Origin of the sequence: Phormidesmis priestleyi BC1401 (assembly GCF_001650195.1) — a bacterium.
GTDB classification, from domain to species: domain Bacteria; phylum Cyanobacteriota; class Cyanobacteriia; order Leptolyngbyales; family Leptolyngbyaceae; genus Phormidesmis_A; species Phormidesmis_A priestleyi_B.
Genome location: NZ_LXYR01000016.1, coordinates 32,633 through 54,901 on the forward strand (window position 1 = coordinate 32,633; position 22,269 = coordinate 54,901).

A 22,269-nucleotide genomic window follows, 5' to 3' on the forward strand; every position below is an offset into this window, starting at 1 on the left:
GATTGTCATCATGTTGCCTGAACGATCGCTGACTGCCATTCGGTGCGCTTTTCTGGATTTTGTCGATGATCCGTTCTATGTGGCTGAATCAGAGAGCGTTCGTTATTTTGCTGATGGATTGCTCGTTTTAGAAGAGGGCAAGGTCAAAGCCCTTGGAGACTATCAGCAGCTTAAAGATCAGTATTCAGAGGTTGCGATCGTGGCGCATCCCGATCGCTTGATCATGCCGGGGTTTGTGGACACGCATATTCATTTTCCTCAAACCGAAATGATTGCCGCTTACGGTGAGCAACTTCTGGAATGGCTCAATCAATACGCCTTTCCGACTGAGAGAAAGTTCAAAGATAAAGCCTATGCTCAGAAGATTGCCGCTTTTTTCTTAGAGGAACTGCTGAGGAACGGCACCACGACCGCCCTAGTGTTTGCCGCCGTTTATCCTGAATCAGTCGATGCCTTTTTTGAAGAAGCCAGCCGTCGAAATCTTCGCATGATTGCAGGCAAAGTCATGATGGATCGCAACGCCCCAGATTTCTTGTCTGACACTGCCGAAACGTCTTATCAAGACAGCAAACGCCTGATTGAGAAGTGGCACAAACACGGGCGGCTGCTCTACGCCGTTACGCCCCGATTTGCCATCACCTCAACCGATGAGCAACTGCGGCTAGCAGGCAAGCTGTTAGAAGAATTTCCAGATGTTTATCTACACACTCATCTGTCAGAAAACATGGATGAGGTCGCCTGGGTGAAGGAGCTTTTTCCCCGCTGCACAGGCTATTTGGATGTCTATGATCAGGCGGGATTAGTGGGCGATCGCTCCGTTTTTGCTCACGGAGTTCAGCTCACAGATCAGGAGTTTCAGCGATTGTCAGAAGCCAATGCCGCGATCGCATTTTGCCCCACGTCAAATCTATTTTTGGGGAGCGGACTGTTTAGAATCGAGCAGGCTAAATGTGTGGAACATCCTGTCAAACTCGGCTTGGGAACTGATGTCGGCGGGGGAACCAGCTTTTCGATGCTGAAAACTGCCCACGAAGCTTACAAGGTTGCTCAACTGCGGCGACAAACCCTATCCCCCTTCAAAGCCCTATTTTTGGCAACGCTAGGCGGCGCTAGAGCGCTGTCGCTTGGGGATACGATCGGAAACTTTGACGTAGGGAAAGAAGCTGATTTTATCGTGCTGGATGTGCGATCGACTCCGTTAATGGCGGTTCGCAACCCAGTCGCCAACGCCATCTCGCTTGCCGACCTTGCTGATCAAGTTTTCAGTCTCGTCATTATGGGAGACGATCGGGCGATTTGTGCTACCTACATTGCTGGAGAACTGGCTTACGAGAAAAGTAGCAGTCCTGATTTTTGAGCCGTCTCCGTAAATTCCGCACACTGTCCGTATGAATGTGAAGCTTGCGAGATCCGTCCGCGCTTTTGGGGAATGATGAGTCGGTCAGGACTGCGATCGAGGCTCATCAACGGCATCAACAGAGAAATTCCTTTTCTGTGATTCTACATAGGCTCGTGAATTAAACAACTTCGGGAATTGTACAAGCCGGATTTACCCTCCTCACGAAGTGGGGCGAAGCCCTCGCCTAACCCCTTCTCCCTAGGGAGAAAGGAACCAGAGTTTGCTCCCTCTCCCTAGGGAGAGGGTTGGGGTGAGGGCAAATTCGGATCTTAGTTTAATTCACGATCCCTAGAAGCCGATGAGCAGTTCTGCAACGAGATCCTTTCATCCTCTTGCAGGCGTTTTGGTATGGCAACGCGCAACCGACCTTCGTTTTTTCTAGCTCTTCAGTTGAGTCTTCTTTGCACATCAGTAATTGTGCCAATACCCCAAAAGGCACTGGCAACTAGTCCGTCTGCCCTTTCGGCGCAGGTTCATAAGTTGGCAAGCAGTTCGTCGCCTGAGTCAGCGATCGCTACGCTTAAAAAAGAGGGTGCCCCAGCGATCGAGGCACTGATTCACGTCATCAAAGACCGCAAAGAGCCGCAATCTGTGCGATTGTTTGCGATCGCGGCGATCGCAGAGATGGGTGCGGATGCAAAAACGGCGGTTCCTGCTTTGGTGTCGGTGCTTCAAGATTCGCCTCCCGCGATTCGTCTAAAGGCGATCGAGGCACTGGCAGGGATTGGCGCGAATGCAAAAGCGGCAGTGCCCGAACTGCGGAGCGTCTTAACGGATAAAGATTCTAGTGACGAGGTGCGTCAGGCAGCCATAAAAGCGCTGGGAAGGATTGGCACAAACGCAAAAGCGGCGGTTCCTGATTTGATCGATGCCCTCAACGATCCCAGTGAAGCCGTGCGGACTCAAGCCATCAATGCGCTGCCCAGTTTAGGACCAGAGGCAAAAGTCGCCATTCCAGAACTGGTGCCGACGCTCTCTGATTTGTCTAGGGATGTGCGACTCGCCGCGATCGCCGCCCTCGCCCGCTTTGGACAAGATGCAAAACCCACGGTCAAAGCCCTCGCTCAACTCTTATCTGACCCCGATCGCCAAATTCGCCTCAGCACCACGATGACTCTGAGCCGCATTGGTGCCGACGCCAGTGATGCCGTTCCTGCTCTGACGCAAGCACTCGGAAACAGCGATCGCAACACGCGTTCTTTAGCCGCGAAAGCACTGGGCAGTATTGGCGAAGCGGCAAAGTCGGCAGTTCCTGAGTTGATAAAAGCGCTGTCTGACCCAGACAAAGATGTGCGATCGAAAGCCGCCTCTTCACTCGGCAGAATTGGACTAGAGGCACGATCGGCGCTTCCCGAATTGGTAAAGACGCTCAAAGACGAAAACTATGAGGTGCGACTCAGTTCAGCCAATGCCCTCGATCTCATTTCAGGAAGACTGCAAGACAAAGCCTCTGCGCTGACGGGCACTGAGTTAGCAGACGCTTACACGGCTCTAGCGTCTGCCCAACCGATCTTAGAAGAATCCAAAAATGATGATGTGTTGACTGCGGTGCGGCGATCGCTGAGCGTGCTCAAAACGCAAAAAGATTCGCGGTTGTTTGGGCGCTTTTTTGAGTGGAGTCACTCAAATCCGGCGATCGCCGGGGTGTTGCTCTATCTGCTGGCGATGCCGTCGCTGTGGGGGCTAATTCTGCTGATTTGTCCGCTCTGGCTGCTCAAACTCAACAATCTGCTCAAACCCTATACCGATTTTGAGATTCCTAGTCCTCTCGGTGGCAGCGTCAAGGTGCCACTGCGGTTTGTGCTGTTTTTGGCGATGTTTCACTATCATCCGCGGGTGCTAGATGCCTGGGTCGCAGAACATATTGACGTAGCGCGGGAAGCCTTTGCCCATAAAAATACGGTGAGCGATCGTAAAGTCTATATCCCGATCCCCGTTGTGTTAGGCGGCAACACCGTCGCAGAATTGGCGAGTCAAGATTTGCACTCAACCTTTTGGGATGGGCGGCAGTGTCTATTGATCTGGGGAGAAGGCGGCATCGGCAAAACCAGTTTGGCGTGCAATTTGGCAGGATGGGCAATGGCAGACGATCGCACGTCGCGGCTCTGTCGGCATCGAATGTTGCCTGTTCTAATCGAGCAAGAACTTGATTTCAAACTGCCTGCCGATAAACATCCGTTTCGAGAAGCGATTCGAGGACAGGTGCAGGCTCTCATTGATGCTGCCGAACCGATTTCAGATGAGTTTTTAGAAAAGTTGTTGAGACAACGACGAATTCTCGTGATTGTCGATCGCCTCTCAGAACTCAGCGAAGCCACCCGTGAGCAGATTCGCCCCGGACACCCTGACTTTCCGGCAAATGCTCTAATTGTGACCTCACGAGTTGAAGAAACTCTCGACGAAGTGCCCAAAACCACGGTCAAACCACTGCGGATTGAGGGCAATCGCCTTTCATCGTTCTTAGAGGCGTATCTGACGCAACGCAACAAGCGCGAACTCTTCACCGACTCAGAATATTTTGACGCGTGTAGTCAGCTTTCTAAATTAGTGGGTCAGCGCAACATCACCGTTCTGTTGGCAAAACTCTACGCCGAGCAGATGATCGCCAAAGAAGAAGGAGTCAGCGAAGACAATCTGCCAGACAACATCCCCGATTTGATGTTGAGCTATCTCAATGAACTCAATCGCGATGCCGACGCAGATGAACCGGACAACTCCACTATTCACAAAGACGCTCAGATCATCGCCTGGGAGTGTTTGAGACAGTCTTATTATCCCGCTCCTGCTAAACGAGACGTGATTTTGGCAGAGATGGAAGCCCGATCGGGCGCAACCAGTGAAGCCGTAAAAGCGAGACTCAAACATTTAGAAAAGCGGCTGAGAATTGTGCAAGCCGTCGGACCTGCCCAAGATCAAATCTGCTTTGCCCTCGACCCATTAGCAGAATGTCTCGCGGCTCTTTATCTCGTCGAGCTTTATCGTGACCAAAAAGACCTTTGGCAAGAGTGGCTGATTCAAGCCGACGCGATGCCGGGTGCCCCAGAGAGCATTCAAGGCTTTTTGCTGGCGATGCGCGATTGCTGCATGACCCGCAGTGCCGAAATCGATGTGCCTGACACCGTTTTAGAAGAGTTGGGTAAACGAGTAGGCTTAAGTGCCGAAACGCTACGACGCACCCAAGTTGAACAGCGAATTCGTCGTCTCGCGCCTAATCTGGCAACTGGCGATCTGCAAGTGCGTCTAGACGCGATCTGCGAACTCGGAGAACTCGGATCGGCGGCAAAAACGGTTCTTCCAGCTTTGATTCGAGAATTTCAGGCACACGACTGGCAGATTCGACGTGAAGTTGCGAGAGCGATCGGGCAGATCGGACCCGAAGCCCGAACCGCGATTCCTGCTCTAGTCGATCGGCTGCGAGATGACGATCGCCGCGTCAGTGGAGAAGCGATCGCGAGTCTCGGCAAATTAGGAACCGGGGCAGTTCCCGCCCTGATTGTGGCACTCGAAGCTAAACCTGCTCACGTTCGCAGCACGGCGGCTTGGGTGCTGTCTAGCTTTAATCAGTTTGCGAGAGCAGCGGTTCCAGCATTGACTCAAGCGCTCAAAGATGACGATTGGCAAGTCCAATGGGTGGCTGCTTACGCCCTCGGCTGCATCGGACCGGATGCCAAATCCGCCATTCCTGCCTTAATCGAAGCGTTTAAAGGGGAATATGAACTGGTCAGCAAGGAAGCTAGCCGCACCCTTTGGCGAATTAGTGGAGAAGCAGAGACGATCGTGGCGGCTCTCGGCGAGATAAGCACCGGACGAGACGATAGTTAGCGATGAATTGCGCCCTCACCCTAGCCCTCTCCCACAGGAGAGGGAACAGGATTTCTAGTCCTCTCCTGCGGGAGAGGGGTTGGGGGTGAGGGAAATCCATCTCTAGATTCAGCAATGCCAAACACTGCATGGGGTTGAAGCCTGACTTTTCTAGTACGTCACAACTAGATTGCTAAGGAGAGCGATAGAATCATTAAGGACTATTTCATCGCGTCCTCAATGCCAAAGCGTGTCAGCAAATCTAACAGCCCCGAAGCCAAGAATCTAAGCGCCGACTTAGACTCGATCGCCAAACCCTCAAATCCCTCATCTCTCAATACAATCCGGGTGCGGGGTGCCCGACAGCACAACTTAAAAAACATCGACCTAGAGTTACCCCGCGATCGGTTGATTGTGTTTACTGGGGTGTCTGGGTCTGGAAAGTCATCGCTGGCGTTTGACACCATTTTTGCAGAGGGGCAGCGACGATATGTAGAATCCCTCAGCGCTTATGCACGGCAGTTTTTGGGACAGGTCGATAAGCCTGATGTGGATGCGATCGAAGGACTCAGCCCTGCGATTTCAATCGATCAAAAGTCCACCTCTCACAACCCGCGATCCACGGTTGGGACTGTCACCGAGATTTACGATTATCTGCGATTGCTCTACGGGCGCGCTGGTGAGCCACACTGTCCTCATTGCGATCGCTCCATCTCGCCCCAAACGGTGGATCAGATGGTCGATCAAGTCATGGAATTGCCCGATCGGACTCGATTTCAAGTCTTAGCGCCAGTCGTGCGCGGCAAAAAAGGGACTCATCGCAAAACGATTTCTAGCCTCAGCGCTGAGGGATTTGTGCGAATTCGGGTCGATGGCGAAGTGCGCGAACTCAGCGACTCGATCGAGCTAGACAAAAATCAACTGCACACGATCGAGATTGTCGTTGATCGTCTCGTCAAAAAAGAAGGTATCGAAGAACGCTTGGTCGATTCGCTCACGACCTGTTTGAAACACTCCAACGGGATCGCCATCATCGATTTGATGAAAGAAGAATCGACGGTCAATAACGTTGTTGATATCAAGTCACAAAGTCTCAAGGCGGCTGAAAAGGGTGGAGCCTATCAAGTCGATGAACCGAAACCCGATGCTCAACCTGCCGAACTGGTCTTTTCAGAAAATTTCGCCTGCCCTGAACACGGCGCAGTCATGGAGGAGCTATCCCCGCGTCTGTTCTCGTTTAACTCCCCGTATGGCGCGTGTCCTAACTGTCATGGCTTGGGCAGTCACCGCAAATTTTCGCCCGATCTGGTGATCCCGAATCCGAAGTTGCCTGTTTATGCGGCGATCGCGCCCTGGTCAGACAAAGACAACACCTATTATCTGTCGCTAATTTGCAGCGTCGCCGATGCCTTTAAGTTCGAGATTCAGACCCCGTGGGAAAAGCTCACACCTGAGCAGCAGCACGTCTTGCTGCATGGCTCTAAAGACCCGATTTGGATCGAGGCAGACTCGCGCTATCGAGAAAGCAAAGGCTATAACCGTCGCTATGAAGGCGCACTTCCTCTGCTCGAACGGCAATATCAAGAAAGCTCGTCTGACCTCTATAAGCAGAAGTTAGAGCAATATCTGATCGACCAGCCCTGTGACGACTGTGGCGGCAAACGACTCAAGCCCGAATCAATCGCGGTGCGACTCGGACAGTTTCGCATCACCGATTTAACGAGCGTTTCGATTCGAGAATGTTTGCATCGAGTCAATACCTTAAAGTTGACCGATCGTCAGGCGCAAATTGGGGATCTCGTTCTGCGAGAAATCAAGGCGCGGCTGCAATTCTTGCTCGACGTGGGACTGGATTATTTGACCATCGATCGGACTGCCATGACGCTCTCAGGTGGTGAAGCGCAGCGAATTCGTCTCGCTACGCAAATCGGCGCAGGCTTAACCGGAGTTCTCTATGTGTTGGACGAACCGAGTATCGGACTGCACCAGCGCGACAACACTCGACTGCTCAACACCCTGACCAAACTACGAGACTTGGGCAACACGCTGATCGTCGTCGAACATGATGAAGAAACCATTCGAGCGGCTGATTATCTCGTCGATATTGGTCCCGGTGCAGGGGTTCACGGCGGACGGATTGTGTCTCAGGGCGACTTAGAAACGCTGCTCAACACTGAAGAATCCTTGACGGGAGCCTACTTGTCAAAACGGCAGTGCATTCACACACCCGCCGATCGCCGCCCCGGAAACGGTCGATCGCTAAAAATTCGCAGTGCTGCCCGCAACAACCTTAAAGAAATCGATGTCGATATTCCATTAGGCAAACTGGTCTGCATCACTGGAGTGTCGGGTTCGGGCAAATCAACGCTGGTTAACGAACTGCTCTATCCAGCAATCCAGCACCACTTTGGACAAAAAGTTCCGCAGCCGAGAGAAATGCAGCCTGTTGAAGGACTGAACGGGCTCGACAAAGCGATCGTGATTGACCAATCCCCGATCGGGCGCACTCCGCGATCGAATCCTGCGACTTACACAGGCGTTTTTGATGTGATTCGAGATATTTTTACCGAGACGATCGAGGCAAAAGCCAGAGGCTACAAACCAGGACAGTTCTCGTTTAACGTCAAAGGCGGACGCTGTGAGGCGTGCAGTGGTCAGGGCGTGAACGTGATCGAGATGAATTTCTTGCCCGATGTTTATGTCCAGTGCGAAGTCTGCAAAGGCGCGAGATATAACCGAGACACATTGCAGGTGAAGTTTAAAAGCAAGTCGATCGCGGATGTCTTAGCGATGACCGTCGAAGAAGCCGCCGAGTTCTTTAAAAACATTCCTCAAGCGGCGGCTCGTCTGCAAACCTTAGCTGATGTCGGTTTAGGCTATATGCGACTCGGACAAACCGCCCCAACCCTCTCTGGTGGTGAAGCTCAACGAGTCAAACTTGCGACAGAACTTTCGCGCCGCGCCACGGGCAAAACCCTCTACCTGATTGACGAGCCGACCACAGGCTTATCATTCTATGACGTTCACAAGCTGTTAGACGTGGTGCAACGCCTCGTAGATAAAGGCAACTCTGTCCTCGTGATCGAGCACAACATGGATGTGATTCGCTGCTCAGACTGGATTATTGATTTAGGACCTGAAGGCGGCGACTTGGGCGGCGAGATCGTGGCGATCGGCACTCCCGAAGAGGTGGCACAAAATCCGGCTTCCTACACGGGACAATATCTCAAGCACGTTCTAGAGCAGTATCCGGTGGCTCCGATTACGGCTTAAGACGGGACAACTGACAGGGAAAATGTCCAAAGCAGGTTGAAGCAGTATCCAGTTATGAGTTAGACGATATGAACAGCGATCGTATCCGAGGGGATCGGGCAGAGAATCTAGAACAGTCGATCGCGGCTTACGAATTAGCTTTACAGGTTTACACTCGTGAGGCATTCCCAGAAGATTGGGCGAGGACGCAAAACAATCTGGGAATTGCCTACCGCAACCGTATCCGAGGGGATCGGGCAGAGAATCTAGAACAATCGATCGCGGCTTACGAATTATCCTTACAGGTGAGAACTCGTGAGGCATTCCCAGAAGATTGGGCGGAGACGCAAAACAATCTGGGAATTGCTCATAACCATCGCATTCAAGGGGATCGAGCAGAGAATTTAGAACAGTCGATCGCGGTTTACGAATTAGCTTTACAGGTTTGCACTCGTGAGGCATTTCCAGAAGATTGGGCAGGGCTGCAAAACAATCTGGGAAATGCTTACAGCGATCGCATTCAAGGGGATCGGGCAGAGAATCTAGAACAGTCGATCGCGGCTTACGAATTAGCTTTACAGGTGAGAACCCGTGAGGCATTCCCAGCAGATTGGGCAATGACGCAAAACAATCTGGGAACTGCTTACAGCGATCGCATTCGAGGGGATCGGGCAGAGAATCTAGAACAGTCGATCGCGGCTTACGAATTAGCTTTACAGGTGAGAACCCGTGAGGCATTCCCAGCAGATTGGGCAATGACGCAAAACAATCTGGGAACTGCTTACAGCGATCGCATCCGAGGGGATCGGGCAGAGAATCTAGAACAGTCGATCGCGGCTTACGAATTAGCTTTACAGGTGAGAACCCGTGAGGCATTCCCAGAAAAATGGGCAGGGACGCAAAACAATCTGGGCAGTGCTTACAGTGGTCGTATCCGAGGAGATCGGGCAGAGAATCTAGAACAGTCGATCGCGGCTTACGAATTAGCTTTACAGGTGAGAACCCGTGAGGCATTCCCAGAACAGTGGGCAATGACGCAAAACAATCTGGGAAATGCTTACAGCGATCGCATCCGAGGGGATCGGGCAGAGAATCTAGAACAGTCGATCGCGGCTTACGAATTAGCTTTACAGGTGAGAACCCGTGAGGCATTCCCAGAAGATTGGGCAATGAGTCAAGGGAACCTAGCAGCAGTTCTGATGCAACGTGCCTCCCTGACTGAGAGTGATACCGATCTAGAGACTGCCATTGCCCTGCTAAAGGCAGCGCTAGACGTTGCTGCTCCCAACAGTCCTAACTTCATCAACTCCCAATATCGGCTGGGCATTGCCCTCTCCCGTCGCTATGAACACAGCCAAAATTCCAGCGACCTAGAGCAGGCATTGCAAGCCTACAAGATTGCCTTAGACGCGATTAGTCCCGAACATTACGACAGAAAACAAATCTGGCAAGCCCTACCGACCACTCAATCCATTTTGGGCAGTCGCCTAGTGCGCGAAGGCAAATGGCAAGAAGGACTCCAGCTTTTGCTCAACAGCGTCCGGCAACTCAGCACCGGAGACGATCCTCTAGCTCACGCTAACGCCCTTTTCCAAACAGGACGCGCTCACGAAACCCTCTCTGATTGGGACAACGCCCGTCTTTATTATCGAGATGCTCTCCGTCTCTACGACCACCTCAAAAATGAACTAGGCATCGCCAAAAGCCGTGCCGGACTGGGAAGTGTCCTCGTGTCGCAAGGATATTTAGAAAAAGGTCTCGCCGAACTCGATAAAGCGCGTGAAAGCTATCATCAGTTGCAACAGCCCGATAAAGCGGCTGAAGTCGATATTATTTACCAAGCTGCCCAACGCGCAATGGAACGGCAAACGACCGAGGCATACGTATGACCACTGCCGACGACATTTTTGATCAATCGTCTAGCAACATCCAGCGATTAGGACTCAAGGAAATCCCCTTCACCGAAAGCCCGATCGACCTGCGAAGCGAAACCTTACAGCGCATCTTCACAGGACGACAGAATGAACTGCGTCAGATGTTTAATCTGTTCCAGAGCCGTGAACGTCGCCGAATTCTTGTCTATGGTCGGCTGGGCATTGGCAAAAGTGCCTTTTTACTAGAAGTCCTATCAGTCTTGCGCCGGAAGCGTCCGAAGATGTTGACGACCTACATCTCCCTCCCCGCAAATCTGGACTTGGCAACTACCGCCTTGATTGCAGTAGCACGAGCCATGCCAGACGACAATTGGGCACAGAGTCAGCTTTACCAAATGGGTATTCCAACCGAACAGGCACTGAAAGAACGCAGCACAAAAGCCTCTGCAAATATGGTTTTTGGTGCCGAGTTGAGCGAGAAGGATTTACCCATTACCAAACCGCAGTACCCCACTGTGAGCCTGGAAACCCTGCTGGAGCGGGCACAAGAAAAATATCCCGAAGGGGTTGTGATCGCCATTGATGACCTCGACAAGCAAAACCCCAGCGTCGTGCGCCAACTGATGCACGATGCTCAGGGCATGTTGAAGGGACGAGCCTGGTTCTTGCTAACCGGACACCCAATGGGCATGACTGGAGACTTGCTGACCAGTGAACGCGGCTTGTTTGACCTGCAACTAAAGCTAGAAGAACTGGATCTGCCAACGACTTATCAGATGCTGATTAATTACCTCAGTAGCGCCCGGATTAACAATAATTGCACTGATCCTAAAGACCCGCGTTGTGTTCTGCCCTTCCTGCCAGAAACAGCAAAACGATTCTGTGAGGTCTCTCTCGGCAAGCCTCGTCTCTTTAATCGCTTGGGCAACACAGTCCTGTCAACGGCTGCTGACCTTCAGGCAAAGGTGATTACTCCAGACGTACTAGAACAAGGGTTGCGGGCTGCTGCCTTGACCTTACATCAGCAAGCGGCTTTGACTGTGCAAGAAGAACGGGTTCGTGTGCTATTGCTACAACGGGGTACTCTTTCTGATGACACAATAACGATGGATGATCTCGAACAGATAGGCTTCCGCAGTTTTAGTGATGCCTATCTTATTTTAGAAAGACTGGAAGAAGCAGATCTCGCTCACCAGTTAAATCAAGACGCTGCCAAAGCATTTGCACCGATTCCTTTGCCCCCTTCTGACGATGAGTTTCTTTCACTCGGCGGGAGTTAAAATCGATAATTTAGTCCGAAAGCTATAGGAACGCCGATCGGGATTAGTCGCTAAACTTCAACTAACCCTTATCACTCATCCCTCATGCTCGAAACTTGGCAACATGACTGCATTCACACCAACGGCATCAACCTACACTATGTGACTCAAGGTGAAGGTCCTCTAATGCTGATGCTGCACGGATTTCCTGAATTTTGGTATTCCTGGCGCAAGCAGATTCCCGAATTTGCCAAAGATCACAAAGTGGTGGCAATCGACCTGCGTGGCTATAACGACAGCGACAAACCTGACGACAAAGAAGCCTATGTGATGACCGAGTTTATCGCCGATGTCAAGGGCGTAATTGAAGGATTGGGCTACGATCGCTGCATTCTAGTGGGACACGATTGGGGAGGCGCGATCGCCTGGAATTTCGCCTATGCCTATCCCAACCTGGTCGAAAAACTGATTATTCTCAATCTGCCTCACCCTGCCAAATTTGCCCAAGGGCTTCGCACTCCTCAGCAGCTTCTTCGCAGTTCCTATATGTTCTTGTTTCAGCTTCCGTTTGTGCCAGAAATGCTGATTCAGTTCGATGACTATAAAGCGCTAGAATCGGCATTTTTGGGAATGGCGGTCAACAAAACTGCTTTCACTCAAGAAGACCTAGATGCCTATAAAGATGCGTTTGCTAAGCGCGGCGCAGTGACGGCTGCTCTCAACTATTACCGCAATATCTTTCAGCAAGGACTCACAAGCCAAGACTGGAGCGTATTAGACGTTCCGACTCTGATGATTTGGGGTGAGAGTGACACCGCTTTGGGTAAAGAGTTGACCTATGGCACAGAAGCCTATGTGCGAGACTTTCAGATCAAATATATTCCTCATTGCAGTCATTGGGTGCAGCAAGAGCAGCCGCAGCTTGTCAATCAATACATCCGCGAGTTTTTACCCAAATAGATTGCGGCGACTCACATCGACCTTCTGAAACAAGTAATCTTTGTAACCCAAAGACTGTCTCCCACGGTTTTCTAACCAAGAACTGTGGGAGATGGGCTTCAACAGTTTATCAACTCTGCTATACGGCGACGAGAGCAGGACTGTTTATGTCCTCAGACTCTGTGAGAACTTCAAAAACCTCATCCATTCCAGTCAGCTCTAACAGCATTCTGACTTGCTCACTCACTGAGCGGAGAAAGAGCCGCTTATTTGCCTCACGAACTCGCTTATAAGCCGTCACCAAAGCCATCAACCCGTGGCTGCTCGTAGACTCTACGGTTGCGAAGTCAATTAGCAAGACATCGACATCAGACTGCAATGCTAAATCGGTTTGATGGTGGAACTGAGCGATCGCGTCATCGTCGATCGAGGCAGGAAATTTGACAGTTTTTGTTAAGAAGTCCATACACTACCACCTGATTTACTAAGTTTATCTTCACGAAACTAAACATTCTGCTCATCCATTAATAGCAGATCTAAAGCTACAAAGTACGAAATGGGTGATTGAAAGTGTTATTAGAATATTGGCAGACTTCAAAATAAAAGTTTGATAAGTAGCTAACAAAATGTCAATAGATTTACTCTCGAATTGATGTTTTTTAGCACTCTGAACAATAAGCTGATTTTTTTAGTTAACTCATCTATCTAGAGAAAGAAATCTTTTGGTGTATAAAGATACTTATATAGGTGAGGGCTTATCTAATGCTTATATCGTTCTGGTAGGGGCTAAGTCTGACTTTTCCTGGTTGCTCATTCTCTCTACAAAAACGACGATTTTTCTGACAGCATTAAAAGGCACTCACAGCGATCGCTGAAACTAACACTTTCTAACAGTTTGTGTTCCAAATTACCTTTTCTTTCTTTGACATTTAACCTCACGAAGTCAATAGATGTTGTTAGGAGAAGTCAACCCATCTAAAACTTAGAGTTGGCGATTCTCTCCTCCTAAGAACTGGATCAAGATTGCCTCTGTAGATAGACAGCAACTCTGAAAAAAGTGCCTAGCATTAATAGTGTAAAGAGTTTTAGGAACTTAACAATGCAAACTCCTTCTGGTACTGATTTACCTCCTGTCTCCACTGAATACAACGGCAAAGACCGCAATGCGTTTCTGTTCGGCTGGACTCCTCAAGCCGAGTTGTGGAACGGACGACTTGCCATGCTTGGCTTTCTGGCATACCTGGTTTGGGATCTAGCTGGCTTTAGCGTGCTGCGCGACTTGCTGCATCTAATCAAATAAGCGCTTCGCAGGTCGGGCGATCGAGCGCTTTTCAGCCATTCACATTAAGTAAGAAAAATAAGGATGATCGGTCTCGGACAAGTCATCCCTTTTTGGAGTTTTGTAGCTGATTCAGCAATGCCAGAATTTAGACGATCGAACTGACCTAAGCGAACTGTTTTAGTAGTTTTTCAACGCTCGCTGCATATCTCGCTGGTCGTCACGCTTTTTGATGTCTTCTCGCTTGTCATAAAGTTTTTTACCCCGCGCCAAACCGATATCGACCTTCACCCAACCCCGCTTCATAATCATCTTGAGAGGCACGAGCGTTAAGCCTTGCTGCTCTACTCTGCCCAGCAGCTTACGGATTTCCTCTCGGTGAAGTAAGAGCTTACGAGTGCGACGAGGATCGTGGTTAAAAAATTGGCTGGCAGTTCGGTGCGGAGAAATATGCACATTCAACAGCAGCGCTTCCCCATCACGAATTAGGGCAAAGCCATCTCTGAGGTTGACTTTCCCTTCCCGAATCGATTTGACTTCGGTCCCAACTAGCTCAATCCCAGCTTCATAGGTTTCCAGAATCTCATACTGGAACCGAGCTTGACGGTTGTCGCTAACAATTTTGAAACTTTCGCTCTTTTCACTCATGCTCTCAGTTTAAACCGTCAAATCAAAAAAAAATGCCCCTGGAGGTCAGTAGGAGCATTCTCTAAAGAGTGATGAATCAAGGATTAGTACAAGTTTACTATCAAAAGCGGTTTTGTCAACCCATTTCTAGATTTGATAACTCAGCACGATCGTAGCTTCTTAAACAATTGAGAAAAGTCAATGCTTAGTCCTCACAAATCGTAATTCTAAAGACCCACAGACTGTAGCAATTAAGACAATTTAGAACCTTTAAGTCATTCACTATTTGATTAATTCTAAAGAACTTCATCTAAAAATTGAATTCTTTGGAAGTAACTTGAAGACCCTCATTTATGTCTTTGTTTTTATGTACGCCCTAGTGTCTTAGGTGGAACTGTCCCCTCTTTGTTACTAGGTTCGTCTGTTCACTCACCCAGAAAAGCTTGTCATGATGCACCGAGCAATGCTCGAAAAAGTTCAGCCTGTCCCACGGCAACGTCAGTCATTCGGTCGATTTTCTAAATGGTTCTCTCCAAGCTGGTATGCCAAACGGTTGACTCCAAGCTGGCAAGCCTGCATTCCCATTGCACTGACGATCGTGCTGGGGTGGAGCTACGCCGGAATGACCCAAACCCCGCCGACGCTAGAAAGTATTTCTCAGGCAACTGCCGAACTGAAAGTCGGCATTGACACCATGTGGGTGATGATCGCCGCCATGCTGGTGTTTTTCATGAATGCTGGATTTTGTAAGCTCGAAACGGGCATGTGTCGCCAGAAAAACGCAGTCAACGTACTGACGAAAAACCTAGTCGTCTTCGCGCTCTCAACCGTGGCATTTTGGGCGATCGGCTTTGGAATCATGTTCAGCAACAGCAATAGCTTTTTGGGTGCCAGCGGCGGATTTTTCCTGTCGGGTGCAGACAACAGCCCCGCGATCGGAGATGCCTATCAGGGCATTTTCTCAGCGCTGAACTGGACGGGCGTTCCGCTCGGCGCAAAATTCTTCTTCCAACTCGTATTTGCTGGAACAGCCGCCACGATCGTGTCGGGCGCAGTGGCAGAGCGCATCAAATTTCTTGACTTTTTGATCTTCAGCCTGCTGCTGGTCGGAATCGCTTACCCCATCACCGGGCACTGGATTTGGGGCGGCGGCTGGCTGGCAGGTTTAGGCTTTTATGACTTTGCTGGCTCGACGGTCGTTCACGCAGTTGGCGGCTGGGCTGCCTTGATGGGAGCCGCCTTTCTTGGACCCAGAATCGGCAAGTACAACGCAGATGGCTCTGCAAATGCGTTGCCTGCTCACAACATGAGCATTGCCACTCTAGGAGCGCTGATTCTGTGGCTAGGCTGGTTTGGCTTTAACCCCGGCTCGACGATGGGTGTAGGCAATGGCTCACTGATTGCTCACATTGCGTTGACGACCAACACTGCTGGGGCATTTGGGGCACTTGCAGCCACCATCACTGCCTGGGTGGTTTTGGGCAAGCCTGACCTCTCCCTGACCTCTCAATGATTATCAATGGTCTATTGGCAGGATTGGTTGCAGTGACGGCTCCTTGTGCGTTTGTCAGTGTCACTTCGGCAGCGATTATTGGCACGATCGGGGGCATCTTAGTTGGGTTTGCCGTGGGCTTTTTTGACAAGCTGCACATTGACGATCCGGTTGGTGCGGTTTCTGTTCACTTGGTTAATGGCGTTTGGGGCACGTTAGCGCTTGGTTTGTTTAGTCAAGCTGGACAGTTTGGGGCGGCACCTGCACCCGCCGCCGGACTGTTGTTCGGGGGCGGCATCGGTCAGCTTTGGATACAGTTTTTAGGAACCATTTCTGTGGGCGGGGCTACCGTTTTGCTATCTAGCATTTTCTGGTTTGCGCTCAAGGCGACTTTGGGCATTCGTGTCAGCGCTGAGGAGGAGTTTGAAGGGTTGGACATTGGCGAACACGGGATGGAGGCATACGCAGGCTTCGCGAAAGATACGTCAGGAATGTCTTCGAGCCGAGCGAATGTTTCGTCTGGCGACATCTCAAATGTGACAAATCCTTACCCATAAGAGATTCCTAAGCCTGAGGAGAATTGAAAAGAGCAGATTTTTGGCTCATCAAGTCAGAAAGGGGAGTATGGTTCGACGACTTATACTCCCCTTCCGTCGTTGTTTGAGCGAAATTCATTTGACTAAGTGACCCAACGATTCTTTCAATAAACTCTTTTCTAAAGAGGTGTAAAAAAGGTAACAGTCGGTTGATAAAAATGAAAAAGTATTTAGCTATACAGAATTAAGTGGTGTAAAGCTGTGGAATTCAATCATATCAATTAAGTTCGGTCTATTGCCGAATTAGAGTTCTTGGCGTTGAAGGTTGAAAGTCTAGTGTTGAATAAAATCTTAATGACGGGGCTGGCAGCGTTAGCACTGCTGAATGGTCCTTTAATTTCAAGTGCCTTGGCTGCTGACGATCCGATCAAAGCAGCGACAGATGCGGCAGCAGCGGCTCAAGTTTCGGGAGACACGGGATTCATGCTGATCTCGGCAGCCCTCGTGCTGTTGATGACTCCTGGGCTTGCCTTTTTCTATGGTGGCTTTGTCAGAACGCGCAACGTCCTCAACACCATGATGATGAGCTTCATTCTCATGGGCATTGTGGGCACTTCGTGGATCTTGTGGGGCTATAGCCTCGCGTTTGCACCCGGAACTCCGTTCATTGGGGGCTTGCAGTGGTTGTTCTTAAATGGGGTCGGGCTAGAAACCACTGACTACCTGAAAGGTACTCCACCCGATGCAGTCGTGTCTTATGCGGCGACGATTCCTCACCAAACATTCATGATTTATCAGGCGATGTTTGCCATCATCACCCCAGCGCTGATTTCTGGGGCGATCGTCGAGCGCGTTAGCTTCAAGGCTTACTTCTGGTTTATTGTGCTTTGGTCGAGCATTCTTTACCCGATTTTTGCTCACATGGTTTGGGCAAAAGGCGGCTTCCTCGGCTTGTATGGCGGCATAAATGCCCTCGACTTTGCAGGCGGAACGGTCGTACACATCAGTTCGGGTGTGTCGGCATTGGTAGCGGCTTGGGTGATTGGTCCTCGCAAAACCTATCCGGATCAACCTGCTGCACCGCACAACGTCCCCTTCATTTTGCTGGGTGCAGGCTTGCTGTGGTTTGGCTGGTTTGGCTTTAATGGAGGAAGCGCACTGGCTTCTGGCGCATTGGCAACGGTGGCGTTTGTGGCGACTAACACGGCGGCGGCGGCAGCAGCGCTCGTGTGGGTGATTTTAGAATGGGTGCTGCGAGGCAAACCTACAGCAGTTGGCATCGCGACAGGTGCGGTTGCAGGGCTAGTGGGCATTACGCCTGCCGCAGGGTTTGTAACCCCCGTTGCCGCAATTTTGATTGGTGCGATCACGGCAACGGCTTGTTTCTTTGCAGTTAGCTTTAAGGCAAAAATCCAGTTTGACGACTCTCTCGACACCTTCCCAATTCACGGGGTTGGCGGAACAGTAGGCGCAATTTTGACTGGACTTTTTGCAACCAAGGCGGTTAACTCTGCGGGCGGCGATGGGTTGTTTTATGGCAATCCGGGTCAACTGGGGACTCAGCTAATTGCGATCGTGATTACCTACGCTATTGCAGGAATCGGCACGTTTGTGATTCTCAAGGCTCTCGATGCCACGATCGGGCTGCGAGTGAATCCTGATGTTGAGTTGCAGGGTGTTGATATCAGTGAACACGGCGAGGAAGGCTATGGCGAGGAATTCTCTTCTGGCTTTGGTTTGACTCGTAGCGAATCTTAAAAAGTCTGGTTTTCGAGAAGGTGAATGATTAAAATCAAAGGCTCCCAATTCGTTGAAATCGGGAGCCTTTGATGATTTTAAAGAGGTTATTTGCCTCTTGCTTTTTCTTGTCGTCGGCGATCGCGCCAATCATTTAAGGTCAGGTAGGCAATTCCCCCTGTGACGCTGATTAGCAACACAAACGCAACAATCACGAGAACGCTAAATTCTGTCGATTCCACAATGCCCCCACACGGTAATTAGAAGCCGTTGCGACCCCAGATGACCATTGAAATTGAGAATGTAAACACAGCCAGCATTGAAACCCAACCCAAAGTCAAAATATCCATAGCTTCGATAGTAAAAACATTACGAAAGGATGCTAATCACTATCATAATTCAAAGGCGTGATAGCTTTACCTTGGGTTTGAGAATCGTCCGCGCAGCATGAATTCAGACATGACGTTTGTAGAGCGAATTGAGTCAATCAAGGCGGGAGTAGTAGCATCGCTAGCGGTGGCGATCGCGTTCACGGGTGCATCTTTGATCAATCGCCTAATTTTGGCAACTCGGTTTGAGCCGTTGTCAAGTCTGCAAACGGCAGATGGGATTAGTTTTTTAGTGAGTGGCGCGATCGCGGTGATTGCAGGCGTGTTGTTTGGCATCACCTACCGCTATGTAATTCGGCAAGACCAAAACTCACATCTCAAATCGGGTGTAGTTTTGGCGTTTGGGCTGGTGCGCGGGTTGGCGCAGATTGATGTGGGTGTGATGACGCAGGGCGTTTTGTTGCCATTTGTGGTGATGGCACTAGAGAGTATTTTGCTGTTTGCGATCGCGCGTGTGGTGCTCGATCGAACGATGAGCAATGGCTGGGTCAGACCCTTCAAGTCTTGAGCAGATTGTGGTCTAGCTCAAGCTTTTGATAGTCCCATATCGTAAAGGACAGAGAAAAAGATTGTCTGAGATGGCTCAACTTTGCCCTTTAAGGAGTGAATTCCTCAAAGGGGGCAGGGCTATAGGTCATAGCACGATCGAGCGCTGAGAGAGTTTTATCGTTCGCCCGATCGCTATTCACACAACGGCAAACCAGTTGAGCCACGTCTGCCCGGTGAATGCTTCCGGCAATTTTGGGATCTTCGGTGAGGACACCATTTCCAGTCGCGGGTTCAGATTTCAGTCCGCCGGGTCGAATAATGGTGTAGGTTAAGCCACTGGCGATTAGATGCTGTTCGGCTTTTTCTTTTTCTGCCAATACGTCTTTTAACGCTGCAAACGCCTGAGGAGGAAGAGCCGCTGCACTCTCGCCACTGCCGATCGAGGTGATTAAAATAAATCGCTTCACGCCCGCTTTGACGGCAGCATCAATCAAATTTTGGTTGCCTTTGTAGTCGGAGCGCTCTCCGTCTTGGGGCTTGCCTCCGATCGTGCTAATCACGAGGTCGATCGGGCTTCCTGACATCGCTTGAGTAATTTGTTCAGGATTTAAGGCATCTCCGATCGCCGTTTCAACGCCCATTGTCTGCAATTCAGCCGCTACCGATTCTGATCTCACAAAGGCTTTGACGGTGTGATTTTGAGCCAGCAGCCCGTTGAGAATTTCTCGTCCAACCCCCTGACTGGCTCCGGCTAAAAAAACGTGTGACATAGTTGGGTTTCTGGGATTAGTGGTTATTAAACTTTTGCGGAGAGTGGTCAGCAAACTCGCGAGATCACTTATTCTTAATCAACAGGGCATCTAGATCGGAAATCAAACCTGATCTAGGTAGAGAAAGCCGTCTACTAAAATTGATTGTCTCTGGTTAGATTAAGGAAGACCGATCGTGACTTTGAGTTTATAGGAGTTTGCTGTGAACCAGAACAGCCTCAACAATCTTCAATTAAGTATTACTGGCTTTGGGCGCATTTTAACCATTATTGGGTTTGCGTGGTTATTGGCGGCGCTGGGGCTGGGCTGGTTAGTCAAGTCGTTTTTTGTGCTGCTGGCACTGCTGATGCTTGCTCCGATCGTGGCGTTTTTGGGTTTTCGCTGGTGGTTGCGAAAAAATGTCGTGCAGGATGCTTGTCCGGTTTGCAGTCATGAATCTACGGGCTTTAATGGGGCGGCGATTCAGTGCCCTAACTGCGGAGAAGCCTTGCAGGTCGAACACGGACACTTTAAGCGAATGACGCTGGCGGGTACGATCGATGTCGATGCGGTTGAGGTCTCGGCAACCACGATCGACGATGGTTAAACCCAACTTATGCCGCTTGCGTTACGGGTGGTGATATCCGTTCGCAATTGATCGGTCAGCGTTATGCTGGTCGAAAGCAATTAGTAGGGCAACTGTTTGAGAGATCTGTGACAGTTATGCATTTTGAACTAGCATCCGATGAGCATAATTATATGCTTGCAGCAGAGAGCCAGTTTAGCCGCCTTGAGGAGCGAACCTGTCGCCCGATCCTCAACGGTAAGCGAGTTCCTCGAAGCAATGAGGTTGTCACGTTTTCATTCGGGATGGATGGAATTGATGAACTGGTCGGACGGTTTGAATATTTTGATATCAACGCTCGTAATCAATCTGCTGAGTTTGGCTACTCGGTCAATTCCAAATTTAGACGACGAGGAATCGGTACAAAAATGCTGCTCACAGCCATCACTCATCTGTTTTCAACAACAACCCTAAATAAGTTATATTGTCAAACCGCTGCATTTAACACTGCATCGATCAGGCTACTTGAGAAACTAAATTTCCATCAAGATGGAGTATTGCGAGAACACCATGAATTAGATGGAGAACTCTGGGACGACTGTATCTATAGCGTCCTGCGGCGTGAGTGGAGAGAAATATAAATATGACAATATTGATTTTGCGTTAATCGTCGTCTTCCATCCGAGCAACCACAACTGCACAAAAGGCAAATGCTAAAACGATCGGCATCGGTGACTCGAAGAAATAGCCCGAAGCGGCAGCGACGATCGTGCTAACCACGGCGGATAGACCCCAGACTCGTTCGCTAACGGTGAGTCCTCGTTCGGCTTTGATGGCTCTTAACACTTGAGTTGGAATCGGCACGGGCATGACTGCATTGGGAGGAAATGCCCAATAGCCCGATCGCTCTCGAAACCAGTCTGTCCATCCGTTGTCTTGGCACCAGTCAGAAATCCATTGTTCGCAATAATGATTCATATCTAAATTGAAAGAAGTAGTAGGTTCGGAAGACTAAAATTCAGGTCGCTTGCAGGAACTAAGCGAGAAGGCTAAAACTTTTTTGATAGTTGAAATATTTAGAGAGGTTGCTTTGAATGTGAGAGAGTCGCTAGTGACTCAGAAAGTCTCGCATTCTTCAATACGTTCGTGAACCAATGAAAATGCCAAATTCGATACCGCTATTCCACTGACGATAGCAGAGCTAACTCTGTGATGGGTGCCAAAGACAATAAAGTTTACTTTCTTACCCTTCTGTGAAATCTTCTGTAACGTGCTGTTTCACTGCGTTACGGTTCTGCGGATTCTTCTGTTGCAAAATCGACTTTATCGTAAAGATCTGTTAACCCGACTTGAAACGGAACGGAGGCAAATTCTAGCGTGTCATCTTCAAGATCGTATTCTAGAAACGTCCATTTCTTGAAGTCAGTTCTGCAATATTGCTCAACGTGCAGGGTGTATTGATCAATCAGGACATATTCTTGAAAACTTGTAATCGTGCGATAGGCAGCAAACTTTTCGTCTTTGTCGTAGTTTTTTGTAGACTTCGATAGCACTTCTGCGATCGCCACTGGATTGATTAATGTGTCTCTTCGTCCTTCTGAATACTCGATCGGTTGAGCCATCACCATCACATCAGGATAGGTGTGAATTCGTTTTTCAGGAATCCAGAGACGCTGATCGGTGATAAACACTTCGTAAGGCTGGCGCTTGAGAGCAACGTTTAGAGCAGCACTGAGGTTGAGTGCAACTGTATTGTGATTAGGTGTGCCGCCTGTCCTTAGAATGATCTTACCGTTGATGTATTCATGACGTTCTTCTGAGTTAATTTCGAGGTCTAAATATTCTTCAGGCGTGTAGTAGCGTTGCTCTTGAGCTTGCATTT

The 22,269-nt window shown here is 49.8% G+C and carries 20 protein-coding genes; 13 read left to right on the forward strand and 7 right to left on the reverse strand.

The features are described 5' to 3' along the window. Positions 1–10: 10 nt before the first annotated feature. The 6 genes from guaD to A8707_RS10935 all read left to right on the forward strand — a co-directional run bounded on the left by guaD (position 11) and on the right by A8707_RS10935 (position 12,545). Positions 11–1,357 (forward strand): guanine deaminase, encoded by a 1,347-nt coding sequence (gene guaD, locus A8707_RS10910; protein WP_068816884.1) that lies wholly within the window; start codon positions 11–13, stop codon positions 1,355–1,357. 459 nt (positions 1,358–1,816) lie between these two features. After that, positions 1,817–5,221 carry a HEAT repeat domain-containing protein gene (locus A8707_RS10915; RefSeq protein WP_231948016.1) on the forward strand — a complete coding sequence of 1,135 codons (3,405 nt, stop codon included), beginning with the start codon at positions 1,817–1,819 and terminating at the stop codon, positions 5,219–5,221. A 219-nt stretch (positions 5,222–5,440) separates the two neighbouring features. After that, complete coding sequence (gene uvrA / locus A8707_RS10920; RefSeq protein ID WP_068816888.1) at positions 5,441–8,473, forward strand: excinuclease ABC subunit UvrA; 3,033 nt, start codon at positions 5,441–5,443, stop codon at positions 8,471–8,473. Positions 8,474–8,541: 68 nt separating this feature from the next. Next, complete coding sequence (locus A8707_RS10925) at positions 8,542–10,341, forward strand: tetratricopeptide repeat protein (protein ID WP_068816890.1); 1,800 nt, start codon at positions 8,542–8,544, stop codon at positions 10,339–10,341. After that, positions 10,338–11,606, forward strand: a complete 1,269-nt coding sequence (locus A8707_RS10930; RefSeq protein ID WP_068816892.1) for an AAA family ATPase — start codon at positions 10,338–10,340, stop codon at positions 11,604–11,606. The genes A8707_RS10925 and A8707_RS10930 overlap by 4 nt, the downstream gene beginning before the upstream one ends. A gap of 84 nt (positions 11,607–11,690) precedes the next feature. Then, entirely contained in the window at positions 11,691–12,545 is an 855-nt protein-coding gene (locus A8707_RS10935) for an alpha/beta fold hydrolase (protein ID WP_068816893.1), read from the forward strand. Positions 12,546–12,663: 118 nt separating this feature from the next. On the opposite strand, the gene A8707_RS10940 is transcribed toward A8707_RS10935, so the two are convergent. Next, the gene (locus tag A8707_RS10940; protein ID WP_068816895.1) at positions 12,664–12,990 is read right to left on the reverse strand and encodes an STAS domain-containing protein; all 327 of its coding nucleotides are present in this window, start codon (positions 12,988–12,990) and stop codon (positions 12,664–12,666) included. Between the two features lie 633 nt (positions 12,991–13,623). On the opposite strand from A8707_RS10940, the gene A8707_RS10945 reads away from it, so the two are divergent. Continuing rightward, positions 13,624–13,824 (forward strand): chlorophyll a/b-binding protein, encoded by a 201-nt coding sequence (locus A8707_RS10945; RefSeq protein WP_068816897.1) that lies wholly within the window; start codon positions 13,624–13,626, stop codon positions 13,822–13,824. 159 nt (positions 13,825–13,983) lie between these two features. Here A8707_RS10945 and smpB read toward each other — a convergent pair whose 3' ends face one another. Then, positions 13,984–14,451, reverse strand: a complete 468-nt coding sequence (gene smpB, locus A8707_RS10950; RefSeq protein WP_068816900.1) for an SsrA-binding protein SmpB — start codon at positions 14,449–14,451, stop codon at positions 13,984–13,986. Positions 14,452–14,878: 427 nt separating this feature from the next. On the opposite strand from smpB, the gene A8707_RS10955 reads away from it, so the two are divergent. The 3 genes from A8707_RS10955 (at position 14,879) to A8707_RS10960 (ending at position 18,216) form a co-directional block, all read left to right on the forward strand. Further along, positions 14,879–15,943, forward strand: a complete 1,065-nt coding sequence (locus A8707_RS10955) for an ammonium transporter (protein ID WP_331711703.1) — start codon at positions 14,879–14,881, stop codon at positions 15,941–15,943. Beyond that, a complete protein-coding gene (locus A8707_RS30465) occupies positions 15,940–16,479 on the forward strand; it encodes an ammonium transporter (RefSeq protein ID WP_331711704.1) in 540 nt (179 codons plus the stop codon). Before A8707_RS10955 ends, A8707_RS30465 begins: the two co-directional genes overlap by 4 nt. Positions 16,480–16,797: 318 nt before the next feature. Beyond that, a complete protein-coding gene (locus A8707_RS10960; protein WP_231948017.1) occupies positions 16,798–18,216 on the forward strand; it encodes an ammonium transporter in 1,419 nt (472 codons plus the stop codon). An 86-nt stretch (positions 18,217–18,302) separates the two neighbouring features. On the opposite strand, the gene A8707_RS30200 is transcribed toward A8707_RS10960, so the two are convergent. Both A8707_RS30200 and petN read right to left on the reverse strand, forming a co-directional pair. Continuing rightward, positions 18,303–18,437 (reverse strand): hypothetical protein, encoded by a 135-nt coding sequence (locus A8707_RS30200; protein ID WP_269452705.1) that lies wholly within the window; start codon positions 18,435–18,437, stop codon positions 18,303–18,305. An 18-nt stretch (positions 18,438–18,455) separates the two neighbouring features. After that, the gene (gene petN, locus A8707_RS26825; protein WP_073069140.1) at positions 18,456–18,545 is read right to left on the reverse strand and encodes a cytochrome b6-f complex subunit PetN; all 90 of its coding nucleotides are present in this window, start codon (positions 18,543–18,545) and stop codon (positions 18,456–18,458) included. A gap of 97 nt (positions 18,546–18,642) precedes the next feature. On the opposite strand from petN, the gene A8707_RS10965 reads away from it, so the two are divergent. Beyond that, positions 18,643–19,092 carry a hypothetical protein gene (locus A8707_RS10965; RefSeq protein WP_068816904.1) on the forward strand — a complete coding sequence of 150 codons (450 nt, stop codon included), beginning with the start codon at positions 18,643–18,645 and terminating at the stop codon, positions 19,090–19,092. A gap of 88 nt (positions 19,093–19,180) precedes the next feature. On the opposite strand, the gene A8707_RS10970 is transcribed toward A8707_RS10965, so the two are convergent. Further along, positions 19,181–19,843, reverse strand: coding sequence for an SDR family oxidoreductase (locus tag A8707_RS10970; RefSeq protein ID WP_068816906.1), 663 nt, complete (start codon positions 19,841–19,843; stop codon positions 19,181–19,183). 202 nt (positions 19,844–20,045) lie between these two features. On the opposite strand from A8707_RS10970, the gene A8707_RS10975 reads away from it, so the two are divergent. Beyond that, the gene (locus A8707_RS10975; protein ID WP_068816908.1) at positions 20,046–20,429 is read left to right on the forward strand and encodes a hypothetical protein; all 384 of its coding nucleotides are present in this window, start codon (positions 20,046–20,048) and stop codon (positions 20,427–20,429) included. Positions 20,430–20,581: 152 nt separating this feature from the next. Beyond that, positions 20,582–21,028 (forward strand): GNAT family N-acetyltransferase, encoded by a 447-nt coding sequence (locus A8707_RS10980; RefSeq protein ID WP_197484727.1) that lies wholly within the window; start codon positions 20,582–20,584, stop codon positions 21,026–21,028. Between the two features lie 22 nt (positions 21,029–21,050). Here A8707_RS10980 and A8707_RS10985 read toward each other — a convergent pair whose 3' ends face one another. Both A8707_RS10985 and A8707_RS10990 read right to left on the reverse strand, forming a co-directional pair. Next, entirely contained in the window at positions 21,051–21,365 is a 315-nt protein-coding gene (locus A8707_RS10985; protein ID WP_068816912.1) for a slr1957 family protein, read from the reverse strand. A 308-nt stretch (positions 21,366–21,673) separates the two neighbouring features. Beyond that, a complete protein-coding gene (locus A8707_RS10990) occupies positions 21,674–22,267 on the reverse strand; it encodes a Uma2 family endonuclease (protein WP_068816913.1) in 594 nt (197 codons plus the stop codon). Positions 22,268–22,269: the final 2 nt, after the last annotated feature.